Raw genomic sequence first — 21,336 nt, 5'->3', positions numbered from 1 at the left:
TGGATTATTCCAACAAATCATCATTGCGAGCACTACTTGGTAAATAGCAACAAAGTTTGCGAGGCTCCGATCTCCCGCGGAAAGCGAACTACTGCAACGGAAAGCAACAACCAAGTATAACTGAATCTAAATAATAAAAGTTGAAACTTTTTTCAAAGTGAATCGTATGAATAAAGAGGAACAAAATTAAAAAGAAAGATGAGAGGAGATAACATTGAAAAAAGTAGTTTCTGTAATGCTTATTCTAGCAACAATGATGCTGAGTGCCTGTTCTTTATTAGATGAAGTTAATAATTCTTTGGATTATGTAAATGAAGCTAAGAGTTATATAAATTCATTAAGTGATTTTGCAGAGGAAGCTCCACAGATGATTCAAGATGCTGCAGTTGATCCAGATGTGAAGCAAGATCTTGAAAATCAATTGAATACACTGGTTGAAGAGATTAATGAGTTTAATAGTATAGAAGCACCTGCCATTGCAGAGGACATTCATCAAGATTTAGTAACAAAAAATGAAGCCCTAATTGATGAGATAAATACTGCTATGGAAAATGGAGAACTAGCTCTTGAAAAACTAGAGAATTCTGAAATCATAAATACAGTGAATGATGTAACATCACTGTTAGAGTCTATCGAAAAGTTAGAACTTTAAAGTTCTCACAGTATGTGAGGCTTTTTTTTTATTAAAAGTTATTATAGAATATATATGTGTTATTATGACCTAGTCATAATTTATTAAGTATACGTAAACTGTGTTAGTATGGGTATCAACAGCTTTTATCTTTATAAAAACAATGCTAGTATTCACAAACAATCAAAGATTAGATAGATGCATAAGGGGAGAAACAATATGAAAAAGCGAGTTGTCATTACAGGTATTGGAGCAGTTACTCCATTAGGAAATGATGCGTTTACAACATGGGAAAATATTAAAAATGGTGTCTCAGGAATTGCGCCTTTAACGAGAGTTGATTCAGATCAATTTAATGTGAAAGTTGCTGGAGAAGTAAAAAACTTCTCACCAGAAGAATTTATCGATTTTAAAGAAGTAAGAAGAATGGCGAGATTTACACATTTAGCCATAGCGGCTAGTAAGATGGCTGTAAAGGATGCAGGTATTCAAATCGGCGAACAAGTTGATCCTGAACGAGTAGGAGTATGGATTGGTTCTGGAATCGGTGGACTTGACGAGTTCGAAGAACAACATAAACGATTTTTAGCGAAAGGACCAAAACGTGTTAGCCCATTTATTATACCAATGTTTATACCAGATATGGCTTCAGGACGTGTTTCGATTGAGCTTGGTGCCAAAGGAATTAACAATTGCTCAGTTACAGCATGTGCTTCTGGTGCAAACTCAATTGGAGATGCCTTTCGCGTCATCCAAAATGGAGATGTTGATATGATGATTACTGGTGGTGCTGAGGCTGCTATTACAGACATGACGATTGCAGGATTTGCTAATATGACTGCTCTATCGACGAATCCAGATCCAAAAACAGCAAGTCGCCCGTTCGATAAGAATCGTGATGGCTTCGTCATTGCGGAAGGTTCAGGTATTGTAATTTTAGAAGAACTTGAGCATGCGTTAGCTCGAAATGCTAAGATATATGGAGAAATCGTTGGATATGGAGCAACAGGTGACGCTTATCATATTACAACACCTGCACCTGAAGGAGAAGGTGGGCAACGTGCTATGAAATTAGCATTAAGTGATGCAAATCTTAGCCCAGAAGATATTGATTATATCAATGCACATGGTACTAGCACACATTATAATGACCTATATGAAACAAATGCTATTAAAGAAGTTTTTGGTGAACATGCATATAAACTCTCTATCAGTTCAACTAAATCCATGACAGGGCATATGCTCGGAGCTGCCGGAGCAGTTGAGGCGATTATCTCTTTACTATCTATAAAAGATGGAATAAAACCTCCAACCATTAATTACACAACACCAGATGAAGACCTTGATCTAGATTATGTTCCGAATGTTGCCCAAAAGGCAGAGGTAAATGTAGTCTTATCTAACTCTTTAGGGTTTGGTGGCCATAATGCAACATTAGTATTTAAAAGATACTAAAGTATGTAAACCACAAAAAATGATCTGTCACAACAGATCATTTTTTGTTTTTAGAAATTGAGTTGTAGTGGGGCGATCATTTTTTAAAGCTGTTTTTAATCAAAGTGTTTTATGTGGATAATCACAATACTCAATGATCGTTCCTTCAGTATCAGCGGGATTTAAGTAAATTAATCTTCTACCGTGTTTATTTATTCGTAATGAACCCTCTAAAATACGTATGCCTTTATCTTCAAGTTCTTTGATCGCTTCATCTAAATTTTCGACTTGATAGGCGATGTGGTGGACACCTTTGCCCTTTTGCTTAATAAAACGCGCAATCGGGGATGTTGAATTATTTGTTGGTGATAATAATTCAATTCGATCACCATTCACTTCCATTATAGCAATCTCACTCTCAACACCAATTGCATCACTTTGATAGCGATCGATTAATGTTCCACCTAGAACATTTTCATAGATAGATATACTATTGTCTAAGTCCCTAACAGCAATCCCAATATGATCAATTTTTTTCTTCATAATTACTCCCATTATCACTTCTTTTTTATTTTATCTATTTCCTCTGATACGATAAACGCTAGATCTTCATTTCCAAAGAGGGATAAAACATTAAGTAAGGTCGTATCAGGAATATCGCTTGATTCTTCCTTAGGTACTGTTAACTCAATCGCTTGTTGAAGCGCAGAATTATCAACTTGTTCTGGATATGCTCGTAAATAAATTTCTTTTGGGTCTAGATCTTTGTTAACACACCATTGTGCAAACACTAGGATCATCATATGCTCATCTCGTTGATAGTTTGCGATGATTTGTTTTTCCATTTCTTTTGAATTCAATCGGATTTCCCCTTTAAATTGATATATGGTTCATTATATCGAAAGTGTAGCTTATTTCGCAATAAACACAGGTAGTGCTGCAAAATCTTACATTTTATAAGAAATAGGCATTCACCCTTGTAAGATAATCTACATATGTTAGGAGAAAAGGAGTGGAAGGGTGATACAATGAGTGCAAAGATTCGTCATTATTATGCTGGAGGTAACACAGCTAAAGGTTTTTTTAGTCTTTATGACTCAGTATTAGAGGATTTAGAGCGATTGTTTATTTTAAAAGGTGGTCCTGGTACTGGGAAATCCACGTTAATGAAAAAGATTGGCGAGTTATATGAGGGCAAAGGATTTGATATTGACTATTTGCATTGTGCGTCAGATAACAATTCAATAGATGGAGTTATTCTCCCTGCCTGTAAGATAGGGATCGTCGATGGAACAGCACCACATATAATTGAACCTAAAGCACCTGGAGTTATCGAAGAGTATGTGAATTTAGGAGTGGCTTGGGATTCTGAAAAACTAGCTGCAAATAAAGAAGCAATCCTTAGACTTAATGAGATGATATCAATTAAGTTTGAGACTGCCTATGAAACATTTGCTGAAGCTTTAAGTGCTCATGATGACATTGAAGATATTTATATTTCAAATATGGATTTTTCAGAAGCAAATAAACTTACAGAGGAATTGATCAATCTCTTTTATGGTGAGAATGCTTTAGCGAAATCACCAAAGATAAAGCATCGGTTTTTAGGTGCAGCAACTCCTCTTGGAGCAGTAGATTTTATTCAAAATTTAACAGAAGATATTGAAAAACGTTACTTTATAAAAGGAAGAGCTGGGTCTGGCAAATCGACCATGCTGAAGAAGATCGTTTCAGCAGGTGAGGAAAAGGGCTTTGATGTAGAGGTATACCATTGTGGTTTTGATCCAAATAGTCTTGATATGGTTATTTTGCGAGAAAGGGGGATTGCTATATTCGATAGTACAGCACCTCATGAGTACTTCCCTGATAGAGATTCAGATGAAATTATTGATATGTATGAAAGATGCATAACTCCAGGGACGGATGAAGAATTTGCAAGTGACATAGCAAGAACAACAAAAGCATACAAAGATAAAATGAAGGAAGCAATTTCTTACCTAGCCGAGGCAAAAGAGTTAAGAGATGAATTAGAGCGTTATTATATTGATGCAATGGATTTTACAAAGGTAGAGGAGATTCAACAAAGCCTATTAAATGAAGTTGAGTTATATATCGCAAAGAAATATTAATAAGGAAAAAGGACGGATGTTTAAAATTCGTCCTTTTTACATTGAGGGATTGTTGTTAAACTTTAATAGTTTAGGAAATTTGCAAGTAAAAAACCGAATTTCAATAGAATTCCAGATAATAAAAAGTGAAAGTCAAGTATAGACAGATAACATAATGGATGGGTAATACATTTAATAATTTGGCTAAGGAAAACAGTCTACTTTAATAATTGAAAATTTGTAATATAACATGCAAATATTAAAGGAATAAATCGAAATATCGCGAATTTTATAAAGTGCAACAGTCAAAATAATACTTGCTATTTTAATAGAAATAAAATTTATAAGGGTTAGGTGACTGATAAATGAAATATAGACGTGTAGGAAATAGCGGATTAAAGGTGAGTGAGATTGGTCTGGGGAGTTGGCTTACATATGGAACGGCAGCAGAACAAGAAGCAGCTAATGCATGTATCAGTAAAGCATTTGAGTGCGGCATTAATTTTTTTGATACAGCTAATGCCTATAACAGAGGTGCTGGAGAAGAAGCAATTGGTGCCGCACTAAAGCCTTACAGTCGGTCAAGTTACGTGCTTTCAACAAAGGTATTCTTTCCAATGGGAGAAGGCCCAAATGATCGGGGATTATCTAGAAAACATATAATGGAACAATGTGAATCGAGCTTAAAACGTCTTGGTATGGATTATATCGATATCTACTATTGCCATCGTTATGATGATCAAACACCTACAGATGAGACACTAAGGGCTCTTGACGACTTAATTACCCAAGGGAAAATTGTCTATGGTGGTGTTAGTGAATGGAGTGCAGCACAAATTAAGGAGGCTGCTGGAATTAGTAAAAGATTGAATCTTCATCCACTTGTTTCAAATCAACCAATATATAATATGTTTGAGCGTTATATAGAAGACGAGGTACTAAAAGTTAGTGAAGAAGAGGGAATTGGGCAAATTGTATTTTCTCCACTTGCACAAGGCATTTTAACAGGAAAATACAAGCCAAGAACACAAATTCCACAAGAAAGCAGAGCAGCAAATGATAACGTTAATGGTGTTATTACTAGTTATCTGAAAGAAAATGTGTTGGAATGTGTTCAAGATCTAGAGGGAATAGCTCAGGAACTTGGTATTTCATTAGCTCAGCTATCATTAGCTTGGGTACTACGTAAACAAGGAGTCAGTTCTGCTTTAATTGGGGCAAGTAGACCGGAACAGATTGAAGAAAATGTAAAGGCTGTTCAAGTCAACCTTCAAGCTGATGTACTAGAAGAAATCGAGAAAACATTAAAGAAAGTGGAAGGCTTTGCTCCATTAAGATGATCAAAAATAAGGGCGGACCAATGAATTAGGTTCCGTCCTTTGCCAAATATTAATACTGAAAAACAGCAGAAATTTTTGCTTCGATTTCTATTTCTCGCTTTTGGATTGGAGGAGAAGCTTGTAAGCTTGTTTCTGTAGCGAAGGAGATTGATAATTCTTTCGGTGCGATAGAAACTGATTCTTCAGTAATTTTTGTAGGTGGAACATGGATTGTTACCCCTATTTGTTGCCCTAGTTTCATTGCTTTTTCAGTTGCGTTTTTCATTGCCAGTTGTAGAGCTTCTTGATAATATCCATCCTTATTGGACACTTCAAAACGCAGACTTCCTGCCATATTAGCTCCAGCAGATACTGCCGCTTCATAAACCTCTCCTACTTTCTGAAGGTCAAATACTGTGATTTCGAAAACATGTTGCACTTGATAGCCCTTAAAAATAGACTTACCTTCAACAAAGTCATAAATGGGATGAATCGTATAAGATAATGTTTGGATATCATGAGATGAGATTCCTAATTGTTGAAGTGCTTCGATAACCTGGTTCGATTGTTTGGAATTTTCATTTTGAGCGATTTCTACATTGTTATTTTCAGTCATAACACCGATGTTAATTATTGCTTGATCAGGCATAACCGTTAAACGACCATTACCTTCAATTATCATCTTACCTTGAACCTGCCTAACTGTCCTTAAGTAACTATTACTATTGTAAGGAAAAGGTGTTTGAAAATAACTCATTTATGTTTCTCCTTTCTTCTTGTAAATATTAACCATGGATAAGTAAATGGTGATGTTCTCCATTTAAGGTATGATGTAATTTTTTCAATGAATACATATTTTAAGCATTATTTATTAACATCCCTTACATAGTTAAGCATTAATTTTCATTTGTTTGGAAATATAATAGTATTAGTGTTACTATTTGTTGGAAGGGAAAGTGGACATGTCCTTATTGATTGGCTCTAGTTGGAGTACTAGTTTTTTTAAGGGTAGCGTTATTTTCCAATAATCGTTTGTATGTTGACAAAAAGGAGTTTTTAAAATGGATAAAATTGAAGTAGGCGAAGTATTTACAATTACCGATGAAAATGATCAGGAAAATGAAGTTGAAGTGTTAGCTGCAATTACTTTAGAAGGAACAGATTATGTAGCAGTTGGGTTTGTTGAAGATATTCAGGATGATTCAGAAGAGGATATCGATGTGTTCTTTTTAAAGATAGATGATGAAGGTGATTTCTCTGCCATTGAAAATGATGAGGAGTTCGATAAAGTATCATCTGCATTTGAAGAATTAATGGACGAGGAAGAATAGGAGAGGGGGGACCCTCTCTTTTATTATGGCTCTTTTCAAAGAGATTGTTGCCAAAAACTGTTTCAGGTTGATTGGAACGGATTGCGAGACTCCTGCGGTAGTAGCGGGACAGGTGAGACTCATGCAGGCGTTTACGCCGAGGAGGCTCACCGCACGCCCTGCTGAAAGCGAGCATCTCTCGCTGCAATCAACCACACCGCACTACTTTTTAAATAGAAACAAAGTTTGCGAAAACAGCCTTCATTAAATAAACTATTAAAAGGTAACGGTTATTTTGCACATAGCAGCTTGATTGCAGCATTCTCAACAGTGTAGCCAAGTCGATGGAGATGTTTTCGTATGCCACCACGTTCCCATGTCCTTAAAATCTTATGTTCTAAAGCCTTTCGAGGATAAAAAATTCCAATATTCGTAAGCTCTTCAAAATTCATACCATGTTGAACATATTTTGCAATTATTTCATCTCGCATATCAATAATCGATAGAAAATTCATCATTGCATCCTTAAATTCTGCTCTTGTAAAGACACCCTTTTGATGACCGGTTATAAATATGTCTGCATCAATGTTTAGCAGACGCTGGCCTGATTTGATAAAGTCATCTATACTACCATCTGTGCCGTTATACCATGGCCCAAATGAAGTCATATCATAATCTCCAGTATAGACAATACCTAAGTTTGGGAAGTAAGGGCACGAAAATCCTTTTGTATGACCTGGTGTATGTAAAAAAATGACGTTTACTCCACCAAATAAATACTCTTTTTCATAAGCATATTTTCCATTGATTTCTGAAAGACTTTGTATCCACTCTTTTGGAATATTTTCTTGCCATAACTTTACACCTTCAGAACCCCACTCCTGATAAATCCCATTACTCTTTGCTATTCCATCTATTGTAAGTGAAGTGTGATATTCAATTGGATTTATCCATTTTTTAGCATGCTTAAACAAATGATTATGTTGAGTATGATCTGGATGATAGTGAGTGTTAATGATTAAATTCACTCCAAATTGTTCGTTAATGTTCAGTAATTCTTGAGGATCTGCACCAGTATCAATTAACACCTTTTCAGAACAATTTATGTATAAACTACGTGAATAAGGAACCTTACTATTATTTGGACCTTCAACAATTAGAATAGGGCCGAGCCTTTTCATCTGGATCACCTCGTTAAGTATTGATCAACCTTCATTATGTTCAATGAATGAATACTCATTCATTATAACAAAAAACATTCCTTATGAAAACCGATTATAAATGAACAGCGAAGAAGTAAGAAATCCTAATAGAAGGGAACTCTCCTTGGCATTGAAATTGGTGATCGAGGATCAATTTATTCATTAAATTATTTTACGAAAATCCCCAAAAAAATTATCGCCATTTTGTTCAGATGGAAACAGCACAAATACTCCTGTACCTATTTATCAATTTTATAAAAAAACCAAAAAGATTTACGTACATCAATAATCAAAAAATTCAAATAATAAGTTGACATAGACTTTTCCGATATGATATAACTCAAATTAGCAAGTTAATCGTTACATAAGATTTTTGGATAAGTGGTGATATGTCATGAAAATTACAGCTAAAACGATTGCTGAACAGCTAGGCTTATCTATTGCCACTGTCGATCGAGCATTGAATAACAGAAGTGGTGTGAGTCCTAAAACACTAAAAAAGGTTTTAGAGAAAGCAAAAGAATTAAATTACAAACCAAATATGTCAGCTAGTTTACTTTCTCGAAAAAAGCAAATTCTCGTAGCGTTTGTTTTTCCTATTTATCCAGAATATTTCTGGAAGGAAATTGAAATGGGGATTATGAAGGCATATAAAGATTTATGTGATTATGGATTTGAAATTGACATCATTCGAACGTCGAAATTTGAAATCGAAGAGCAAGTGCAAGTCGTTCAGGACATTATTCAATCAGAAAAATATGACGGACTTGTCCTTTCAGCCAATGATGCAACCCCATTTATACATGTAATCAATACTGGCATTGAAAGCGGCTTTCCGATTTATACGTTTAACAGCGACTCTCCTACAAGCAAAAGATTATCCTACGTTGGTGCAGATTATCAAGATTCTGGGCGATTAGCTGGAGAGCTTTTGTATCATTTTACACACACATCTAAAAAATTCGCATTAATTACAGATAAAATGAATACGTTTCAAATGCAGCAAAAAGTTCTCGGTTTTATAGAATACACTGCACAGTCCAATAAAATAGAGCTTATTCGCCCGTTGAAAATAAGTAACACAGATCTCTCAAACTCTATTATGGATTTAGAAGAGGAGTTAAAACAAGTTGATGGAATCTATGTTGCCACCGGAGCACTTGCCGAAGTAGCAAGAGGAATTGAAGAAATGAAGTTAAATAAGAATCCAATCCTAATTGGTCACGATATGAATAAAGAAATACATCACTTTCTTAAAAAGAATGTCATAACTGCAACGATCTGTCAGGATCCAGTTTACCAAGGTTCACTTGCAGTAAGAAAAGTTTTTAATCACCTTATGTTAGAGGAGCCTATACAGGTAGTAAAGGACATTGTAAAACTTGAAATTGTAACAAAGGGAAATGTGAAATATTATGTACACGAATAATTGATTATCGTACGTCAAAAATAAATCCTAAATTGAAACGGGTAAATAGTACAAATTGTACAGTACATTAGTAATTTACCCGTTTAAATTCTTGTTATTAAAAATGATGTACGATAATCAAATAATTTTTTCTTCAGTCTCGAAAGGATGTGGTACATCGATTATTTTTTGTAAAAGTGTAAAAGTTGTTCTTTATAAAACCATTAAGTAAAGTAGGAGAGTGATTGTTTTATGAGTCGGTTAAAAGTAATCCAAATAGGTGTTGGAGGATTTGGACAATCGTGGCTAACAATTTTACGAGACTTTAATGAAATTCAACTAGTTGCTGTTGTTGATGTCGATGAAAATAATATCCTGGATGCAAAGAAATTATTGAAAGATGAGTCAATTGAGTTCTTTCAAAATCATTTAGAAGCCTTTGAACAAGTTGAAGCAGATATAGCGATCATCATTACACCACCGCAAACACATAAACGCCTAGCACTTGACGCACTACGAGCAGGATTATATGTCTTCATGGAAAAACCAATTACTCATACATTCGAAGAAGCTACTGAATTATATAATGAAGCGAAGAAATACGAGAAATTTATTATGATTAGTCAAAATTACCGATGGAGACCAGAGATTTCAGCGATAAAGGATTGTATTCAGCAAGGTATTATTGGAACTGTTGAATATGGAGAATGGAATTTTAGAAGAGCAACAAAATTTGGTGGATGGCGAGATCAATATAGTGAGATTTTAATAGAAGATATGAGCATACACCACTTTGATTTATTAAGACATATTTTAGGAAAAGATGCGACATCCATTTATTCAAAAAGTATGAAACCATCTTGGAGTTGGTTTGGTGGGAATGGAGTTGCGAGCGCCATCATTAAATTTGATGAAACCTTAATCAACTATTTTGGGAGTTGGGTAACAAGGGGGAAAGAAACATCTTGGAATGGAGAGGTTCGTTTAGTAGGAAGCAAAGGAATCATTGAATTAATTGATGATGTTCCACTTTTGACTTATGAGGATGGAAAAACACAAGAGTTAGAACTTCCCAAAATGCCTTATACTGATCGTGAATTTTCAATTTTTGAAATGGTTCAAGCCATAAAAGAAAATCGAAAGCCAATCACTCATCTCGAGGATAATTTAAAAAGCTTTGCAATAGTGGGTGGTGCCCTACAATCTATTAAACATGGTGAAGAAGTAACCATTGTAGGGAGTAAAAGTATAGAAGCAATTAATTAAAGGGGGAATTTATGATGAAATCGCACTGGAAATTAATATGTGGTCTTTTATTTTTAATGCTAATCGGACTTGTTGGATGTAGTAGTGATGGGGCTAGTAATGATCAACAAGATGAAGGCAAAAATAAAACTGATGAAGTCGTAACATTAAAGGTTTGGGATTATTTAAATCCAGATTCACCTCCAGAAAAAGAACAATTAGAATTGCTTCGTAAGTATGAAGAAAGTCACCCAAATATTAAGTTCGAGCGAACCTATTTTCCTTTTGCTGATTTAAAAACAAAACTACTTCAAGGAATTGCGGGGAACGAATTGCCGGATATCGTCATAATCGATAATCCTGATCATCAATCATTCGCAGCTGCCGGGGTTTTTGCTGATATTACAAAGGAAGTAGAAGCTTGGGGAGAAGCAGATCAATATTTTGAAGGTCCAAAAGCTTCAACGATGTTAGATGGTAAGTACTACGGTATTCCAAATAATAGTAATGCGCTTGCACTTTATTACAATAAAGACATGTTTGAAGAAGCCGGTATTACTGAACCACCTAAAAATTGGGAGGATTTAAAAGAAGCAGCAAAAAAATTAACAACAAATGATCGCAAAGGTTTAGCAATTGCTGCAACTAAAAGTGAAGAGGGTACATTCCAATTTTTACCTTACTTATGGCAATCTGGTGCTGATTTAGACTCCTTTGGTAGTCCAAAAGCTATTTCTGCAATGACATTTATCCAAGATTTGGTGAAGGAAGGCTCGATGTCAGAAAATATTATTAATTGGGATCAGCAAGATGTTCTTGTTCAATTCCAAACTGGTAAAGCAGCTATGATGGTAAATGGACCGTGGCAGCTTCCTACACTCAGAGAAGAATCTAAGGATATGAATTGGGATGTTGTACTTATGCCAGAAGATGAACAAGCTGCTTCAATACTTGGCGGTGAAAACTGGGCAATTACAGCAACAACAGAACATAAACAGGAAGCATTTGATTTTATAACCTGGACTCAACAGCCTGATGTATTGGGACCAATGCATGAACTTGGAGGTCGATTACCTAACCGTGAAGATGTTGCTAGCGATGAGAATTATGAATGGAACAAAGACCCACAATTACAAGTGTTTGTTCAACAGATAAAAACATCTAAACCTCGTGCTTACGGAACAAAATATCCGGAAATATCAACAATCGTCCAAGAAGCCCTTCAACGAACCATTACTGGTGAAGATGTTGAAAAAGTAATGAAAGAATCTGCAGAAAAAATAAAACCTTTATTACCATAATAAAAACGACTGAGTTTGAAATAGGCTCAAACTGATTCAAAAGGGGGCTAAACTTTGGAAGCGGATACAAGAGTTGAATCTAATAGGAAGGTCAGTGTTGGATTGCAATTTGGTCCATTTTTGAAGAAAACTCTGCCAAAATATTTATTTATCATACCTGCCTTTCTTTTTGTTGTAATGTTTATGCTATATCCAATTTTTTATAATATTTTTATTAGTTTTCAAGACGTTACTATCATGAATTTAAAAGGTGATAAGTCATTTATCGGACTTGAAAATTATCGTCAAATTTTTCAAGATGAAAGATTTCTACTATCCTTAAAGAATACAGTGATTTACACTGTTTCCTGTATTGTTTTTCAGCTTTCAATTGGTTTTTTGTTAGCATTATTTTTTAATCAAAAATTTCCGATGCGCAACTTCTTTCGCTCAATTTTGCTTTTAGCGTGGATGACACCACTTGTTATAACGGGAACACTATTTAAATGGCTATATGATGTGGACTATGGTGTACTCAATTATCTCCTTATCCAAATTGGATTAATAAGTGAACCCATAAACTGGTTAGGCCAACAAAGCACTGCATTAATGGCCATAATCGTGACAAATATTTGGATTGGAATTCCGTTCAATATGATTCTCTTATTATCAGCTTTACAAGCACTGCCAAATGACGTCTATGAAGCAGCAAAAATAGATGGCGCTTCAAGAATACAGTCATTTTTTAAAATTACGTTACCACTGATGAAGCCAGCAACTTTGGTCGTCTTAGTTCTCGGGATTATCTACACGTTTAAAGTATTTGATATTATTCTAATCATGACGGGAGGAGGGCCAGTTAATGCGACACAAGTTCTTCCGTTTTTCGGTTACGAGCTTGCTTTTGTAAACTTTAAATTTAGTCTTAGTGGTGCTGTAGCAACAATTATTCTAGTAATCTTAACGGTCATCTCACTAATTTACCTATATTTGATCAGGAAGGAGGAGTCAATGTGATGAAATATACTACTAGACAATATGGAATGTTTGTCATTGCACTCTTAATAACAGCAGTGTTTCTATTTCCTATCTATTGGATGATCACGACGTCTGTTAAGCCAATCCAAGATGTGTTCGCAACTCCTCCGATGATTTTTCCAGAAACGATTCAGTTTAATGCGTACATCAAAAATATAGTAGAAGATCAGAGTATTTTATTGTACCTAAAAAATTCGTTAATCATCGCGATCGGAACATCACTACTTACACTTTTATTAGCTTTGCCTGCAGCATATGCAATGGCTCGTTTTCGCTTAAAGGGTAGTGGGATCTTCCTGCTAATCTTACTTGTCACGCAAATGGTACCTGGTATTATGACCGCTATGCCACTATTTATCTTATTTAGTCATTTTAACCTACTAAATAGTTATGTAGCTTTAATAATCGGAAATACAACACTCGCTTTACCATTTGCTATATTAATAATGCGTCCGTTTTTTCTTTCAATCCCAAGAGGTTTAGAGGATGCAGCAGTTATCGATGGCTGTAATCGTTTCACTGCTTTTGTTAAAGTTGTTCTTCCATTGACAAAACCCACATTATTAACAGTTGGTACGTTCAGTTTTTTATTCGCTTGGGGAGATTTAATATTTGCCTTAACCCTTGCTACAGATGAAAAAATTCGGCCATTAACAATGGGACTAACAAAATTTATTGGTCAATATGGAACACAGTGGGATGGACTAATGGCAGTCTCTACGATTGCTGCTGCACCAATTATTATTATGTTTATCTTATTACAAAAGTATATTGTAAGCGGAATCACTGCAGGATCTGAGAAATAAAGGAAGGATACTAATTTACTAGAAGTGAATTTTAAAAACACATATTCAACTAATTTTTAGGGGGTAGATTTAGATGAAACTAGGAGTTTTTGCTGTACTATTCTCGGAGAAATCTTTACATGAAGCATTGGATTACATTAAGGATTCTGGTCTTGATACTGTAGAAATTGGTACTGGTGGATATGTAGGGAATGCACATTGTAATCCTTCTGAATTATTGGCAGATCAAGCAAAATTTAATGCGTTTTATGAGGCATTTCAAACTAGAGGTATCCAAATCAGCGCATTAAGCTGTCATGGTAACCCTTTACATCCAAATAAAGATATTGCTACAGAGCATCATCAAGTATTTCAAGATACTGTCCGACTTGCTTCTAAGCTAGGAATTGAAAATGTAGTAACATTCTCAGGTTGTCCTGGAGAATCTGATTATTCTTTACACCCAGTTTGGATTACTTGTCCATGGCCAAATGACTTTTCAGAGGTTGTAGATTGGCAGTGGAGGGAAAAGGTGATTCCATATTGGCAGGAACAAAATCAATTTTTAAAAGAGTATAATGTACGTGTTGCTGTTGAACCACACCCAGGATTTGTTGTATATAATACCGAAACCTTGCTGCGTTTAAGAGAAGAGTGCGGGGATCAAATTGGAGCTAACTTTGATCCAAGTCATTATTTTTGGCAAGGAATGGATCCAGTAGCATGTATAAAAGCTTTAGGAAAAGAAAATGCATTATTTCATTTTCATGCAAAAGATACGAGAATCGATCAACAAAACAATCCATTAAATGGTGTGTTAGATACAAAGAGCTATAAGGATATCGCAAACCGTTCATGGGTTTTCCGTACAGTGGGGTATGGTCATGGTGAAGATACCTGGAGAGAGATTATAAGCAGCCTTCAAACAATTGGTTACGAAGGGGCTATTAGTATTGAACATGAAGACGGTTTAATGAGCATAGAGGAAGGATTCACAAAAGCAGTTGAATTTTTGCAGAATAAATTAATTAAGCAAGGAGCGAAGGAATTGTGGTGGGCTTAAGAAACAAGTAAAATTGGAATGATTGGTTATAAAGCTCACGCCTATGCTTATCTGGATGTTTCGATCTTCAATTGGTACAGTGGTTAAGCTGGTCTGCAAGCCACTTGCGGCGGTAATGGAGAAGGAGTAAAGCAAGCAGCCGATTATATAAAAAAGATTTATAAAAAAATAAAGGTTACTTAAAAACCTCTTTGTTAGTGCAAAGAGGTTTTATTTTGCACAAAGTCTTGTAAACTATGATAATAGAATCGAATAGGAAGAAAAGTGCTTATAACAATATTTTAAATAATAGAAAGTTATCAATCCTAATATTAACTGAGGAGTCTAATATGATTCATATTGTAAACGGTGATGTTCTCGGTAAAAAAGTAAAGGGAATTAATGGGGATATAATTGTTTGGAGAGAGATGTATGATTTCGGTCCACTAAATTCCAATTGGTCAAATGAGGAATTAATTAATAATAGGGCCACTTTTTTTGAGGATAAACATAATATCCCTTCATCTTTATTTATCCAGAATTGTCATAACCAATTAAACCAACTTAATAAAATTTCACGGGAAGAAGAGGTGGTACTTTGGTTCGAACATGATCGCTATGATCAAACGATGTTAATGTACATACTAACACAATTATCGATTCAGAATTTCGTAAATCTATCAATGGTCAGTGTGAACTCATATCCTACCATTTTTCCTTTTTATGGGTTAGGCCAATTGAATTTTGAGCAATTAACAAATCTCTTTAATCAACGAGTAAAAATTACTAGCAAACAAGTTAAAGAGGCGGTAACAGGCTGGAATGCTTATACCTCATCTAACCCGAAGGAAATTAAAAAATGGATAACTGATGAACAACATGAATTACCATTTTTACTAGAGACGTTTATACGACATGAAAGGTATTTTCCATCAGCTCTAACAGGGTTAAATGAAATTGAATCGTTGGTACTCAACACAATTGCAAAAAAGACTTGTTCTTTTAGAGATCTTTACAAAAGCATATCACCGTTATTAATAAACGATGGTTTAAGTGATTTACATATTGCTGCATTATTAAAAGAGTTAATCAAAGGTGAAAATGCTCTACTTGAAATTGATGGACCATTGCCAGCTTTTGAATATAATCATTTAGATCCTAACCTGACTATTAGCCCTAATGGCGAGAACGTTCTAGAGGGGAAAGAGAATCGTCTTGATTTAATTGGGATTGATTGGTGGGTTGGAGGCGTACATTTGAAACATCTTATTTAACTAGTCCACCTAAATAAAAAAACAGTGTGCTACTAAGATAAGTAGCACACATTATTTCTTAAAAGCAAGTTCTTTCGTCAGATCATTGGGCAAACTTATTCCCATTTAAACGCCTTACTTGCAACAAAGAATGAAACAACAAGCCATCCGCCTAAAGTCAAAGTCTCAACCCAAAGTTCTGTAATAGGAGTACCTACATTCATTGTCTCACGTAAAGCTGTTGTTAAATGAGCTATTGGTAAAATATTTACAAATGGCTGTAGAAATTCAGGCATATTACTAATTGGGAAAAAGACACCACCTAAAAATAACATTGGAAACGTTACAAAGGCTGCAATTGGCCCAGCGCTCTCTGGATTTTTTGCAACACCTGCGATAATAAACCCAAGAGACATAAATGTTAAAGTACCTAAAATCACAAATCCAATTAATGCTAGCCAGGATCCATTAACATTAATGTCAAATACTACCTCTCCAACAAGCAGGACAAATAATGCTTGTAATCCATTTAAAAATAGTCGTGCAGTAATTTGGGCCGAAATGAAGGTTGAAGCCTTAAGGCGAGTACCTTGCATTCTCCGTAAGATTCCACGTTCTCTCCACGCTGAAATTTGCCCTGCGACACCATTCATATTGTTACTCATAATCATCATGGCAACGATCCCAGGAACAAGGAAATCAATGTACTGAATATCTAATGCACGGACACCCTTTGATTCAATTTCAACAACTGGAGAATAGTTAACGATATCTTTGCTAATTTCATCAACAGTTGCATTCACAATGGAAAGTGCGAGCTGAGACACAGATAAATTTGTTTCATTATAGTATACAGGTAAGGTAAAACGATCGTCATTTGTGCCAAGGTTCTTATAATATGTATGATATCCATCAGGTATCTCCATAACAAGCTGATTCTCTCCATCTTTCAAAAGCTTTAAAGCTTCATCAACATCGTCAATTAGTTCAAGTTTAATCGCGTCATTTTCTCTAAAAGGAGAAATAAGCTGCTTAGAGGCTTGTGATTGGTCATTGTCTACAATTGCAATTGAAAAAGAAATTCCATTACCGTTCCCAACAAATGTACCAAGAGCGAGCATTAGTATAATTGGGAAAAGAAGTGTAAAGAACAAGACTTGACGATTTCTAGAAAAGATCCGGAGCTGAGCTAATGTTAGCTGTAGGTAAGCTTTCATTCTCGTAGACTCCTTCCGGTCATATGAATAAATACATCTTCTAAAGTAGCTGTTCTTGTTTGCAGATCTTGAAGGTTTATGTTTTTACTTGAGGTGTGTTGGATTAAATCTGTTAGGGTGGATTGTAGGGAATCTGTATAAAGTACATATTTATCATGTCTTTTCGTTAATTGCTTCACGCCCTGGATTTCTTCGAGAAACAAGGAATCTTGTTGGGACTGAAGTGAAAACTCGACTGCACTATCAGATTGTAGCTGTTTTACTAACGATGTAGGTGTATCTAAAGCTATTAATGATCCTTTATCCATAATACCGATACGATCACAAAGCACATGTGCTTCATCCATGTAATGAGTAGAGAGGACAATTGTTTTTCCCGCTTCCTTTAAATTTTCAATGATGTTCCATAATGTTCTACGTGCTTGAGGGTCTAATCCTGTAGTTGGCTCATCAAGAAAAACAATTTTAGGGTTATGAATTATCGCTAAGGCAATTGCCAATCTTTGCTTTTGTCCTCCAGATAAGCCTTTTATACGGGCTTTTTTCTTTTCTGAAAGTAACATGTCGTTAATAAGGTCAGGTATACTGACATGGCTTGGGTAAAAGCTTGCATACATTTTCATAATCTCTTCAACAGTTAATAATTCAAATAAAGAAGTAGATTGAAGCTGAACACCTATTACTTCTTTCACCTTTCCTATTTCTTTTCGAATATCAAAACCTGCTAGCCTAGCAGTTCCTTGATCAGGCTTTCTAAGACCTACGAGCATTTCAATTGTTGTCGTTTTTCCAGCTCCATTTGGTCCTAATAAACCAAAAACCTCTCCTGCGTTTACTGTGAATTTAACATCATTTACTGCAGTGAAATCACCATATTTTTTAACTAACCCATCTACTTCGATCATAATTTGCATTCACTCCTTTCCATAATTGATTGCAAATAAAGAACCCTCTACATGTGCAGAGGATGATACAATTACTGTCAACTATTATTATAGTATTAAACTCGATGAAAGTCTGCTTTCCAATTTTGAACTTCTAGCTTAATTTGTTCAGCAGATAAATTTTTGCTTACCGTTTTTTCTACTAATAAAGAATATTCCTCATCACTAGCAAATCGTAAAGCGATTAATTGTTTAAGTGTAAGCCGTGGATCTAATCGTTTCCCTGTTAGGATGTAGTAGCGAAAACTTTCCTCGGTGCGAATGAGGCGATCTTGAAGTTTTAGAGCATATAGACGCACTTTTACGACGATAAAAAATAACACAATTCCTGAAAATAAAAGGATATAAGAATTTAATGTAAAGCTATTATTAATAAGTGCTTGAATAAATTGAATAACTCCTAGAATAACCGTAACAAGAGATAGAGGTGCTAATACATAATGAAAAAGCGGGTCAATCTTTGTATGCTTTGTATATGATTGTTCCATTTTACACACTCCTTTAGTTTATTGTACCTTTTATAGTATAAGGAAGTCATGTAATATATTCCTGTTAAAAAACGATGAAAGAAATGTAATGAAAAAATTGATGGAATTAAAAAGAATCTCCATTATAGAGATTCCATTTCAACATTTATCACGTGATCTATTTGTTTCAATGTATAATAAAGATCTGTTACATACAAATTTTCATTTACTAATAGGATCAATTCCAACTGTTGGAGTTCACCATTTTGTATATCCTTAACCCTCACTTTTCTTGCTTTCATCTTTTTAAACTTTAGCTCTTTAAGTATATCTGTCAGTTTCTCCTCTTCATCGACAATAATCTTTACTTTTAATTCTCTTTCTCTTAGAGATTTCGGACCAATGAATTTAAAGATAAAGGGAATGAGCTCTACACTAACAATTAATAGAAGTGTAGCAATGATTGCTTCGAACCAAAATCCAGCTCCACATGCAATTCCTATGCCACCTGCACCCCATACCATTGCTGCTGTGGTTAGGCCAGAAATCATATCGTTGTTCCGTCTTAATATGACACCAGCACCTAAAAATCCAATTCCTGATACAATCTGTGCCGCCAATCTCAATGGATCCATTGGTCTAACATACTGTTCAGCAAATTTTTCAGATGCTTCAATCGAAACAGTTGTTAATAAGCAGCTAACAATTCCGATTACTAAACAAGTTTTTAAACCCAAAGGCTTCTTTTTCAATTGACGCTCTAATCCAATAATAATTGATAAAATGGTTGCAACACCTAAGTTGAAAATAAACGTATTTGGCTGAATGATCATAACATATCTCCTAATGTATATTTATTCCAGTTTTAACGCTGGGCAGTAATAACCTAGTTTTATTTTTCCATAAGATGAAACTAATATTTATATTATTCGCATTTGACCTAGTTTTTTGTAGTAGACATTTATTTGGATTCTACAACAAAAAAGTTCATGTGAGTATTAAAACATATGTAAAGTATATTATAATAGAATTTTCTTATGTAAATTTATAAATAGTAGAATAATAATTAAACAGGGAGCAGAATTAATTTATATGAAACTTGTATCATGGAATGTTAATGGAATTAGAGCGTGTGTTCGAAAGGGCTTTTTAGATTATTTTAAAGAAATCGATGCTGATATCTTTTGTATCCAGGAATCGAAATTACAGGAAGGTCAAATCTCATTAGAACTAGAAGGGTATCACCAATATTGGAATTATGCGCAAAAAAAGGGGTATTCAGGTACAGCGATTTTTACAAAGCATAAACCAATTTCTGTTTCTTATGGTGTTGGTCAAGCGGTTGATGAACCTGAAGGTAGGATCATTACATTAGAATTTGAAAAATTTTATTTAATCAATGTATATACACCAAATTCAAAAAGAGATTTGGAAAGACTTGGATATCGATTACAATGGGAGGATGAGATACGTAATTATCTTATCGAATTGGATCAAATAAAACCAGTTATTCTTTGTGGTGACCTAAACGTAGCCCACGAAGAAATTGACTTAAAAAATCCAAGGTCAAATAAAGGGAACTCTGGATTTACTGAGGAAGAACGCGGGAAAATGACAAATTTACTTGCTGAAGGTTTTGTCGACAGCTTTCGATATATTTATCCAGAAAGGCAGGATGTGTATACCTGGTGGTCTTATATGAGCAAAGTACGTGAACGCAATATAGGGTGGAGAATTGATTATTTTATTGTCTCAAAAAGAATTGCTGAACTCTTAATAGATTCTCAGGTCCATTCAGACATATTGGGTAGTGATCATTGTCCAGTATGTATTGAGATGAATTTATAAACAACTTTAAAACGGGTATAATTCTTTGTAGATTGTACACTGACTGTAGTTTGGACATAATGAAAAGAGAGTAACAGAAAACTAAATAATATATTTGGATGGAGGAAATAAAGGGTTGTTAAAAAATCAAATGAAACAATTTATCATAACAATTATTGAAAAACAGCAAGCATTGAAGCAAACAAAAACTGAGATTGCGATATACAAGGAAGAAATAGACTACATTGAGAAACATGACTTACTTTCTGATGAATTAAAAGGGACTTTAACCTTCGTAGAAAGTAATCCGATCACACGCTTTGAAGAAGCGTACATTGAACGAGGTCATAAAGAAACAGAAGAAGTAATTGCAAATGAAACTTTTTCTTTTTTAGATCATTCTGTTAAGTATCTTAAAGAACATATGGAAGAATTCATTTACTTGGAGTCGAAATGGTTGGAGTTAATTGGGGTTGATGCAATTTCATTAGAAGTTGATGATGTATTTAGTACATATGACGTCATGCTGGGCTTGAAGTTACAAAAGAAACATGAAAAAGTTATAAGAGAATATCTTAGTGAAGAATTAAACGGTAAGGCTGAATCATTTGATCTCATGTTTAATCAAAATGATGGAATGTGGGATTTAAATTTTACGCTAGACTATATCAGTGAGTTTAATCAGGACATCACCTTAGGTGAAGCATATTGCCTTATTTATCAGGTTCTCTTTAAACTAGTCGAAACGGTAGAAGAAGTGAACGATAAGCAAATGTAACAGGATGAGCATGTAATAGAACTCAATCACAGCACGAATATATATGGC

General features: G+C 34.8%; 22 protein-coding genes. 14 read left to right on the top strand and 8 right to left on the bottom strand.

Annotation, left to right across the window (positions count from 1 at the left end; all coding sequences use genetic code 11):
• Positions 1 to 214 precede the first annotated feature (214 nt).
• On the top strand, positions 215 to 652 hold the full coding sequence (locus I7822_RS10210; RefSeq protein ID WP_243459395.1) for a DUF6376 family protein: 438 nt from the start codon (positions 215 to 217) through the stop codon (positions 650 to 652).
• Between the two features lie 198 nt (positions 653 to 850).
• Positions 851 to 2,086 carry a beta-ketoacyl-ACP synthase II gene (gene fabF, locus I7822_RS10205; RefSeq protein ID WP_207977644.1) on the top strand — a complete coding sequence of 412 codons (1,236 nt, stop codon included), beginning with the start codon at positions 851 to 853 and terminating at the stop codon, positions 2,084 to 2,086.
• Positions 2,087 to 2,185: 99 nt separating this feature from the next.
• Here fabF and I7822_RS10200 read toward each other — a convergent pair whose 3' ends face one another.
• Together I7822_RS10200 and yxiS are read right to left on the bottom strand one after the other, a co-directional pair.
• The gene (locus tag I7822_RS10200) at positions 2,186 to 2,608 is read right to left on the bottom strand and encodes a VOC family protein (RefSeq protein ID WP_207977642.1); all 423 of its coding nucleotides are present in this window, start codon (positions 2,606 to 2,608) and stop codon (positions 2,186 to 2,188) included.
• Between the two features lie 14 nt (positions 2,609 to 2,622).
• Positions 2,623 to 2,925, bottom strand: coding sequence for a protein YxiS (gene yxiS / locus I7822_RS10195; protein ID WP_207977640.1), 303 nt, complete (start codon positions 2,923 to 2,925; stop codon positions 2,623 to 2,625).
• Between the two features lie 168 nt (positions 2,926 to 3,093).
• On the opposite strand from yxiS, the gene I7822_RS10190 reads away from it, so the two are divergent.
• Together I7822_RS10190 and I7822_RS10185 are read left to right on the top strand one after the other, a co-directional pair.
• A complete protein-coding gene (locus I7822_RS10190) occupies positions 3,094 to 4,194 on the top strand; it encodes a PRK06851 family protein (protein WP_207977637.1) in 1,101 nt (366 codons plus the stop codon).
• Between the two features lie 344 nt (positions 4,195 to 4,538).
• Positions 4,539 to 5,513 (top strand): aldo/keto reductase family protein, encoded by a 975-nt coding sequence (locus I7822_RS10185; RefSeq protein ID WP_207977634.1) that lies wholly within the window; start codon positions 4,539 to 4,541, stop codon positions 5,511 to 5,513.
• A 49-nt stretch (positions 5,514 to 5,562) separates the two neighbouring features.
• Here the strand turns inward: I7822_RS10185 and I7822_RS10180 are convergent, their stop codons facing one another.
• Positions 5,563 to 6,249 carry an SIMPL domain-containing protein gene (locus I7822_RS10180; RefSeq protein WP_207977631.1) on the bottom strand — a complete coding sequence of 229 codons (687 nt, stop codon included), beginning with the start codon at positions 6,247 to 6,249 and terminating at the stop codon, positions 5,563 to 5,565.
• A gap of 304 nt (positions 6,250 to 6,553) precedes the next feature.
• Here I7822_RS10180 and I7822_RS10175 point away from each other — a divergent pair, with 304 nt between their 5' ends.
• Entirely contained in the window at positions 6,554 to 6,823 is a 270-nt protein-coding gene (locus tag I7822_RS10175; protein ID WP_207977623.1) for a DUF1292 domain-containing protein, read from the top strand.
• A 269-nt stretch (positions 6,824 to 7,092) separates the two neighbouring features.
• On the opposite strand, the gene I7822_RS10170 is transcribed toward I7822_RS10175, so the two are convergent.
• The gene (locus I7822_RS10170) at positions 7,093 to 7,983 is read right to left on the bottom strand and encodes an MBL fold metallo-hydrolase (protein ID WP_207977621.1); all 891 of its coding nucleotides are present in this window, start codon (positions 7,981 to 7,983) and stop codon (positions 7,093 to 7,095) included.
• A 415-nt stretch (positions 7,984 to 8,398) separates the two neighbouring features.
• On the opposite strand from I7822_RS10170, the gene I7822_RS10165 reads away from it, so the two are divergent.
• The 7 genes from I7822_RS10165 (at position 8,399) to I7822_RS10135 (ending at position 16,076) form a co-directional block, all read left to right on the top strand.
• Positions 8,399 to 9,433 carry a LacI family DNA-binding transcriptional regulator gene (locus I7822_RS10165; RefSeq protein ID WP_207977619.1) on the top strand — a complete coding sequence of 345 codons (1,035 nt, stop codon included), beginning with the start codon at positions 8,399 to 8,401 and terminating at the stop codon, positions 9,431 to 9,433.
• A gap of 231 nt (positions 9,434 to 9,664) precedes the next feature.
• A complete protein-coding gene (locus I7822_RS10160; RefSeq protein ID WP_207977617.1) occupies positions 9,665 to 10,678 on the top strand; it encodes a Gfo/Idh/MocA family protein in 1,014 nt (337 codons plus the stop codon).
• Between the two features lie 11 nt (positions 10,679 to 10,689).
• Positions 10,690 to 11,958, top strand: a complete 1,269-nt coding sequence (locus I7822_RS10155; protein WP_207977615.1) for an ABC transporter substrate-binding protein — start codon at positions 10,690 to 10,692, stop codon at positions 11,956 to 11,958.
• Between the two features lie 54 nt (positions 11,959 to 12,012).
• Positions 12,013 to 12,954, top strand: a complete 942-nt coding sequence (locus I7822_RS10150) for a carbohydrate ABC transporter permease (RefSeq protein ID WP_243459394.1) — start codon at positions 12,013 to 12,015, stop codon at positions 12,952 to 12,954.
• Complete coding sequence (locus tag I7822_RS10145) at positions 12,954 to 13,781, top strand: carbohydrate ABC transporter permease (RefSeq protein WP_207978024.1); 828 nt, start codon at positions 12,954 to 12,956, stop codon at positions 13,779 to 13,781. Before I7822_RS10150 ends, I7822_RS10145 begins: the two co-directional genes overlap by 1 nt.
• Before the next feature lie 73 nt (positions 13,782 to 13,854).
• Positions 13,855 to 14,823 carry a sugar phosphate isomerase/epimerase family protein gene (locus I7822_RS10140; protein WP_207977613.1) on the top strand — a complete coding sequence of 323 codons (969 nt, stop codon included), beginning with the start codon at positions 13,855 to 13,857 and terminating at the stop codon, positions 14,821 to 14,823.
• 329 nt (positions 14,824 to 15,152) lie between these two features.
• On the top strand, positions 15,153 to 16,076 hold the full coding sequence (locus I7822_RS10135) for a DUF1835 domain-containing protein (RefSeq protein ID WP_207977611.1): 924 nt from the start codon (positions 15,153 to 15,155) through the stop codon (positions 16,074 to 16,076).
• Positions 16,077 to 16,171: 95 nt separating this feature from the next.
• On the opposite strand, the gene I7822_RS10130 is transcribed toward I7822_RS10135, so the two are convergent.
• From I7822_RS10130 to I7822_RS10115, 4 genes are all read right to left on the bottom strand, one after another.
• The gene (locus I7822_RS10130; protein ID WP_207977608.1) at positions 16,172 to 17,272 is read right to left on the bottom strand and encodes an ABC transporter permease; all 1,101 of its coding nucleotides are present in this window, start codon (positions 17,270 to 17,272) and stop codon (positions 16,172 to 16,174) included.
• Positions 17,269 to 18,186 carry an ABC transporter ATP-binding protein gene (locus I7822_RS10125; protein ID WP_207977606.1) on the bottom strand — a complete coding sequence of 306 codons (918 nt, stop codon included), beginning with the start codon at positions 18,184 to 18,186 and terminating at the stop codon, positions 17,269 to 17,271. Before I7822_RS10125 ends, I7822_RS10130 begins: the two co-directional genes overlap by 4 nt.
• Positions 18,187 to 18,272: 86 nt before the next feature.
• On the bottom strand, positions 18,273 to 18,704 hold the full coding sequence (locus I7822_RS10120; protein ID WP_207977604.1) for a DUF6526 family protein: 432 nt from the start codon (positions 18,702 to 18,704) through the stop codon (positions 18,273 to 18,275).
• A 122-nt stretch (positions 18,705 to 18,826) separates the two neighbouring features.
• Positions 18,827 to 19,516 (bottom strand): MgtC/SapB family protein, encoded by a 690-nt coding sequence (locus tag I7822_RS10115; protein WP_207977603.1) that lies wholly within the window; start codon positions 19,514 to 19,516, stop codon positions 18,827 to 18,829.
• 259 nt (positions 19,517 to 19,775) lie between these two features.
• Here I7822_RS10115 and I7822_RS10110 point away from each other — a divergent pair, with 259 nt between their 5' ends.
• Together I7822_RS10110 and I7822_RS10105 are read left to right on the top strand one after the other, a co-directional pair.
• Complete coding sequence (locus I7822_RS10110) at positions 19,776 to 20,531, top strand: exodeoxyribonuclease III (RefSeq protein ID WP_207977602.1); 756 nt, start codon at positions 19,776 to 19,778, stop codon at positions 20,529 to 20,531.
• Positions 20,532 to 20,646: 115 nt separating this feature from the next.
• Positions 20,647 to 21,288: a branched-chain amino acid aminotransferase gene (locus I7822_RS10105; RefSeq protein WP_243459393.1), complete on the top strand. Its 642-nt coding sequence runs from the start codon at positions 20,647 to 20,649 to the stop codon at positions 21,286 to 21,288.
• Positions 21,289 to 21,336: the final 48 nt, after the last annotated feature.

This window comes from Metabacillus bambusae, assembly GCF_017497975.1.
Taxonomy (GTDB): Bacteria; Bacillota; Bacilli; order Bacillales; family Bacillaceae; genus Metabacillus; species Metabacillus bambusae.
The sequence above is the reverse complement of the archived record's forward strand: the minus strand, read 5'-3'. Positions and strand labels throughout refer to the sequence as shown.

Excerpts from the sequence above, each read along its gene's own strand:
- fabF (WP_207977644.1), top strand. The coding sequence starts at position 851 with ATGAAAAAGCGAGTTGTCATTACAGGTATTGGAGCAGTTACTCCATTA.
- I7822_RS10200 (WP_207977642.1), bottom strand. The coding sequence starts at position 2,608 with ATGAAGAAAAAAATTGATCATATTGGGATTGCTGTTAGGGACTTAGAC.
- I7822_RS10190 (WP_207977637.1), top strand. The coding sequence starts at position 3,094 with ATGAGTGCAAAGATTCGTCATTATTATGCTGGAGGTAACACAGCTAAA.
- I7822_RS10185 (WP_207977634.1), top strand. The coding sequence starts at position 4,539 with ATGAAATATAGACGTGTAGGAAATAGCGGATTAAAGGTGAGTGAGATT.
- I7822_RS10180 (WP_207977631.1), bottom strand. The coding sequence starts at position 6,249 with ATGAGTTATTTTCAAACACCTTTTCCTTACAATAGTAATAGTTACTTA.
- I7822_RS10175 (WP_207977623.1), top strand. The coding sequence starts at position 6,554 with ATGGATAAAATTGAAGTAGGCGAAGTATTTACAATTACCGATGAAAAT.
- I7822_RS10170 (WP_207977621.1), bottom strand. The coding sequence starts at position 7,983 with ATGAAAAGGCTCGGCCCTATTCTAATTGTTGAAGGTCCAAATAATAGT.
- I7822_RS10165 (WP_207977619.1), top strand. The coding sequence starts at position 8,399 with ATGAAAATTACAGCTAAAACGATTGCTGAACAGCTAGGCTTATCTATT.
- I7822_RS10160 (WP_207977617.1), top strand. The coding sequence starts at position 9,665 with ATGAGTCGGTTAAAAGTAATCCAAATAGGTGTTGGAGGATTTGGACAA.
- I7822_RS10155 (WP_207977615.1), top strand. The coding sequence starts at position 10,690 with ATGATGAAATCGCACTGGAAATTAATATGTGGTCTTTTATTTTTAATG.
- I7822_RS10145 (WP_207978024.1), top strand. The coding sequence starts at position 12,954 with ATGAAATATACTACTAGACAATATGGAATGTTTGTCATTGCACTCTTA.
- I7822_RS10140 (WP_207977613.1), top strand. The coding sequence starts at position 13,855 with ATGAAACTAGGAGTTTTTGCTGTACTATTCTCGGAGAAATCTTTACAT.
- I7822_RS10135 (WP_207977611.1), top strand. The coding sequence starts at position 15,153 with ATGATTCATATTGTAAACGGTGATGTTCTCGGTAAAAAAGTAAAGGGA.
- I7822_RS10130 (WP_207977608.1), bottom strand. The coding sequence starts at position 17,272 with ATGAAAGCTTACCTACAGCTAACATTAGCTCAGCTCCGGATCTTTTCT.
- I7822_RS10125 (WP_207977606.1), bottom strand. The coding sequence starts at position 18,186 with ATGCAAATTATGATCGAAGTAGATGGGTTAGTTAAAAAATATGGTGAT.
- I7822_RS10120 (WP_207977604.1), bottom strand. The coding sequence starts at position 18,704 with ATGGAACAATCATATACAAAGCATACAAAGATTGACCCGCTTTTTCAT.
- I7822_RS10115 (WP_207977603.1), bottom strand. The coding sequence starts at position 19,516 with ATGATCATTCAGCCAAATACGTTTATTTTCAACTTAGGTGTTGCAACC.
- I7822_RS10110 (WP_207977602.1), top strand. The coding sequence starts at position 19,776 with ATGAAACTTGTATCATGGAATGTTAATGGAATTAGAGCGTGTGTTCGA.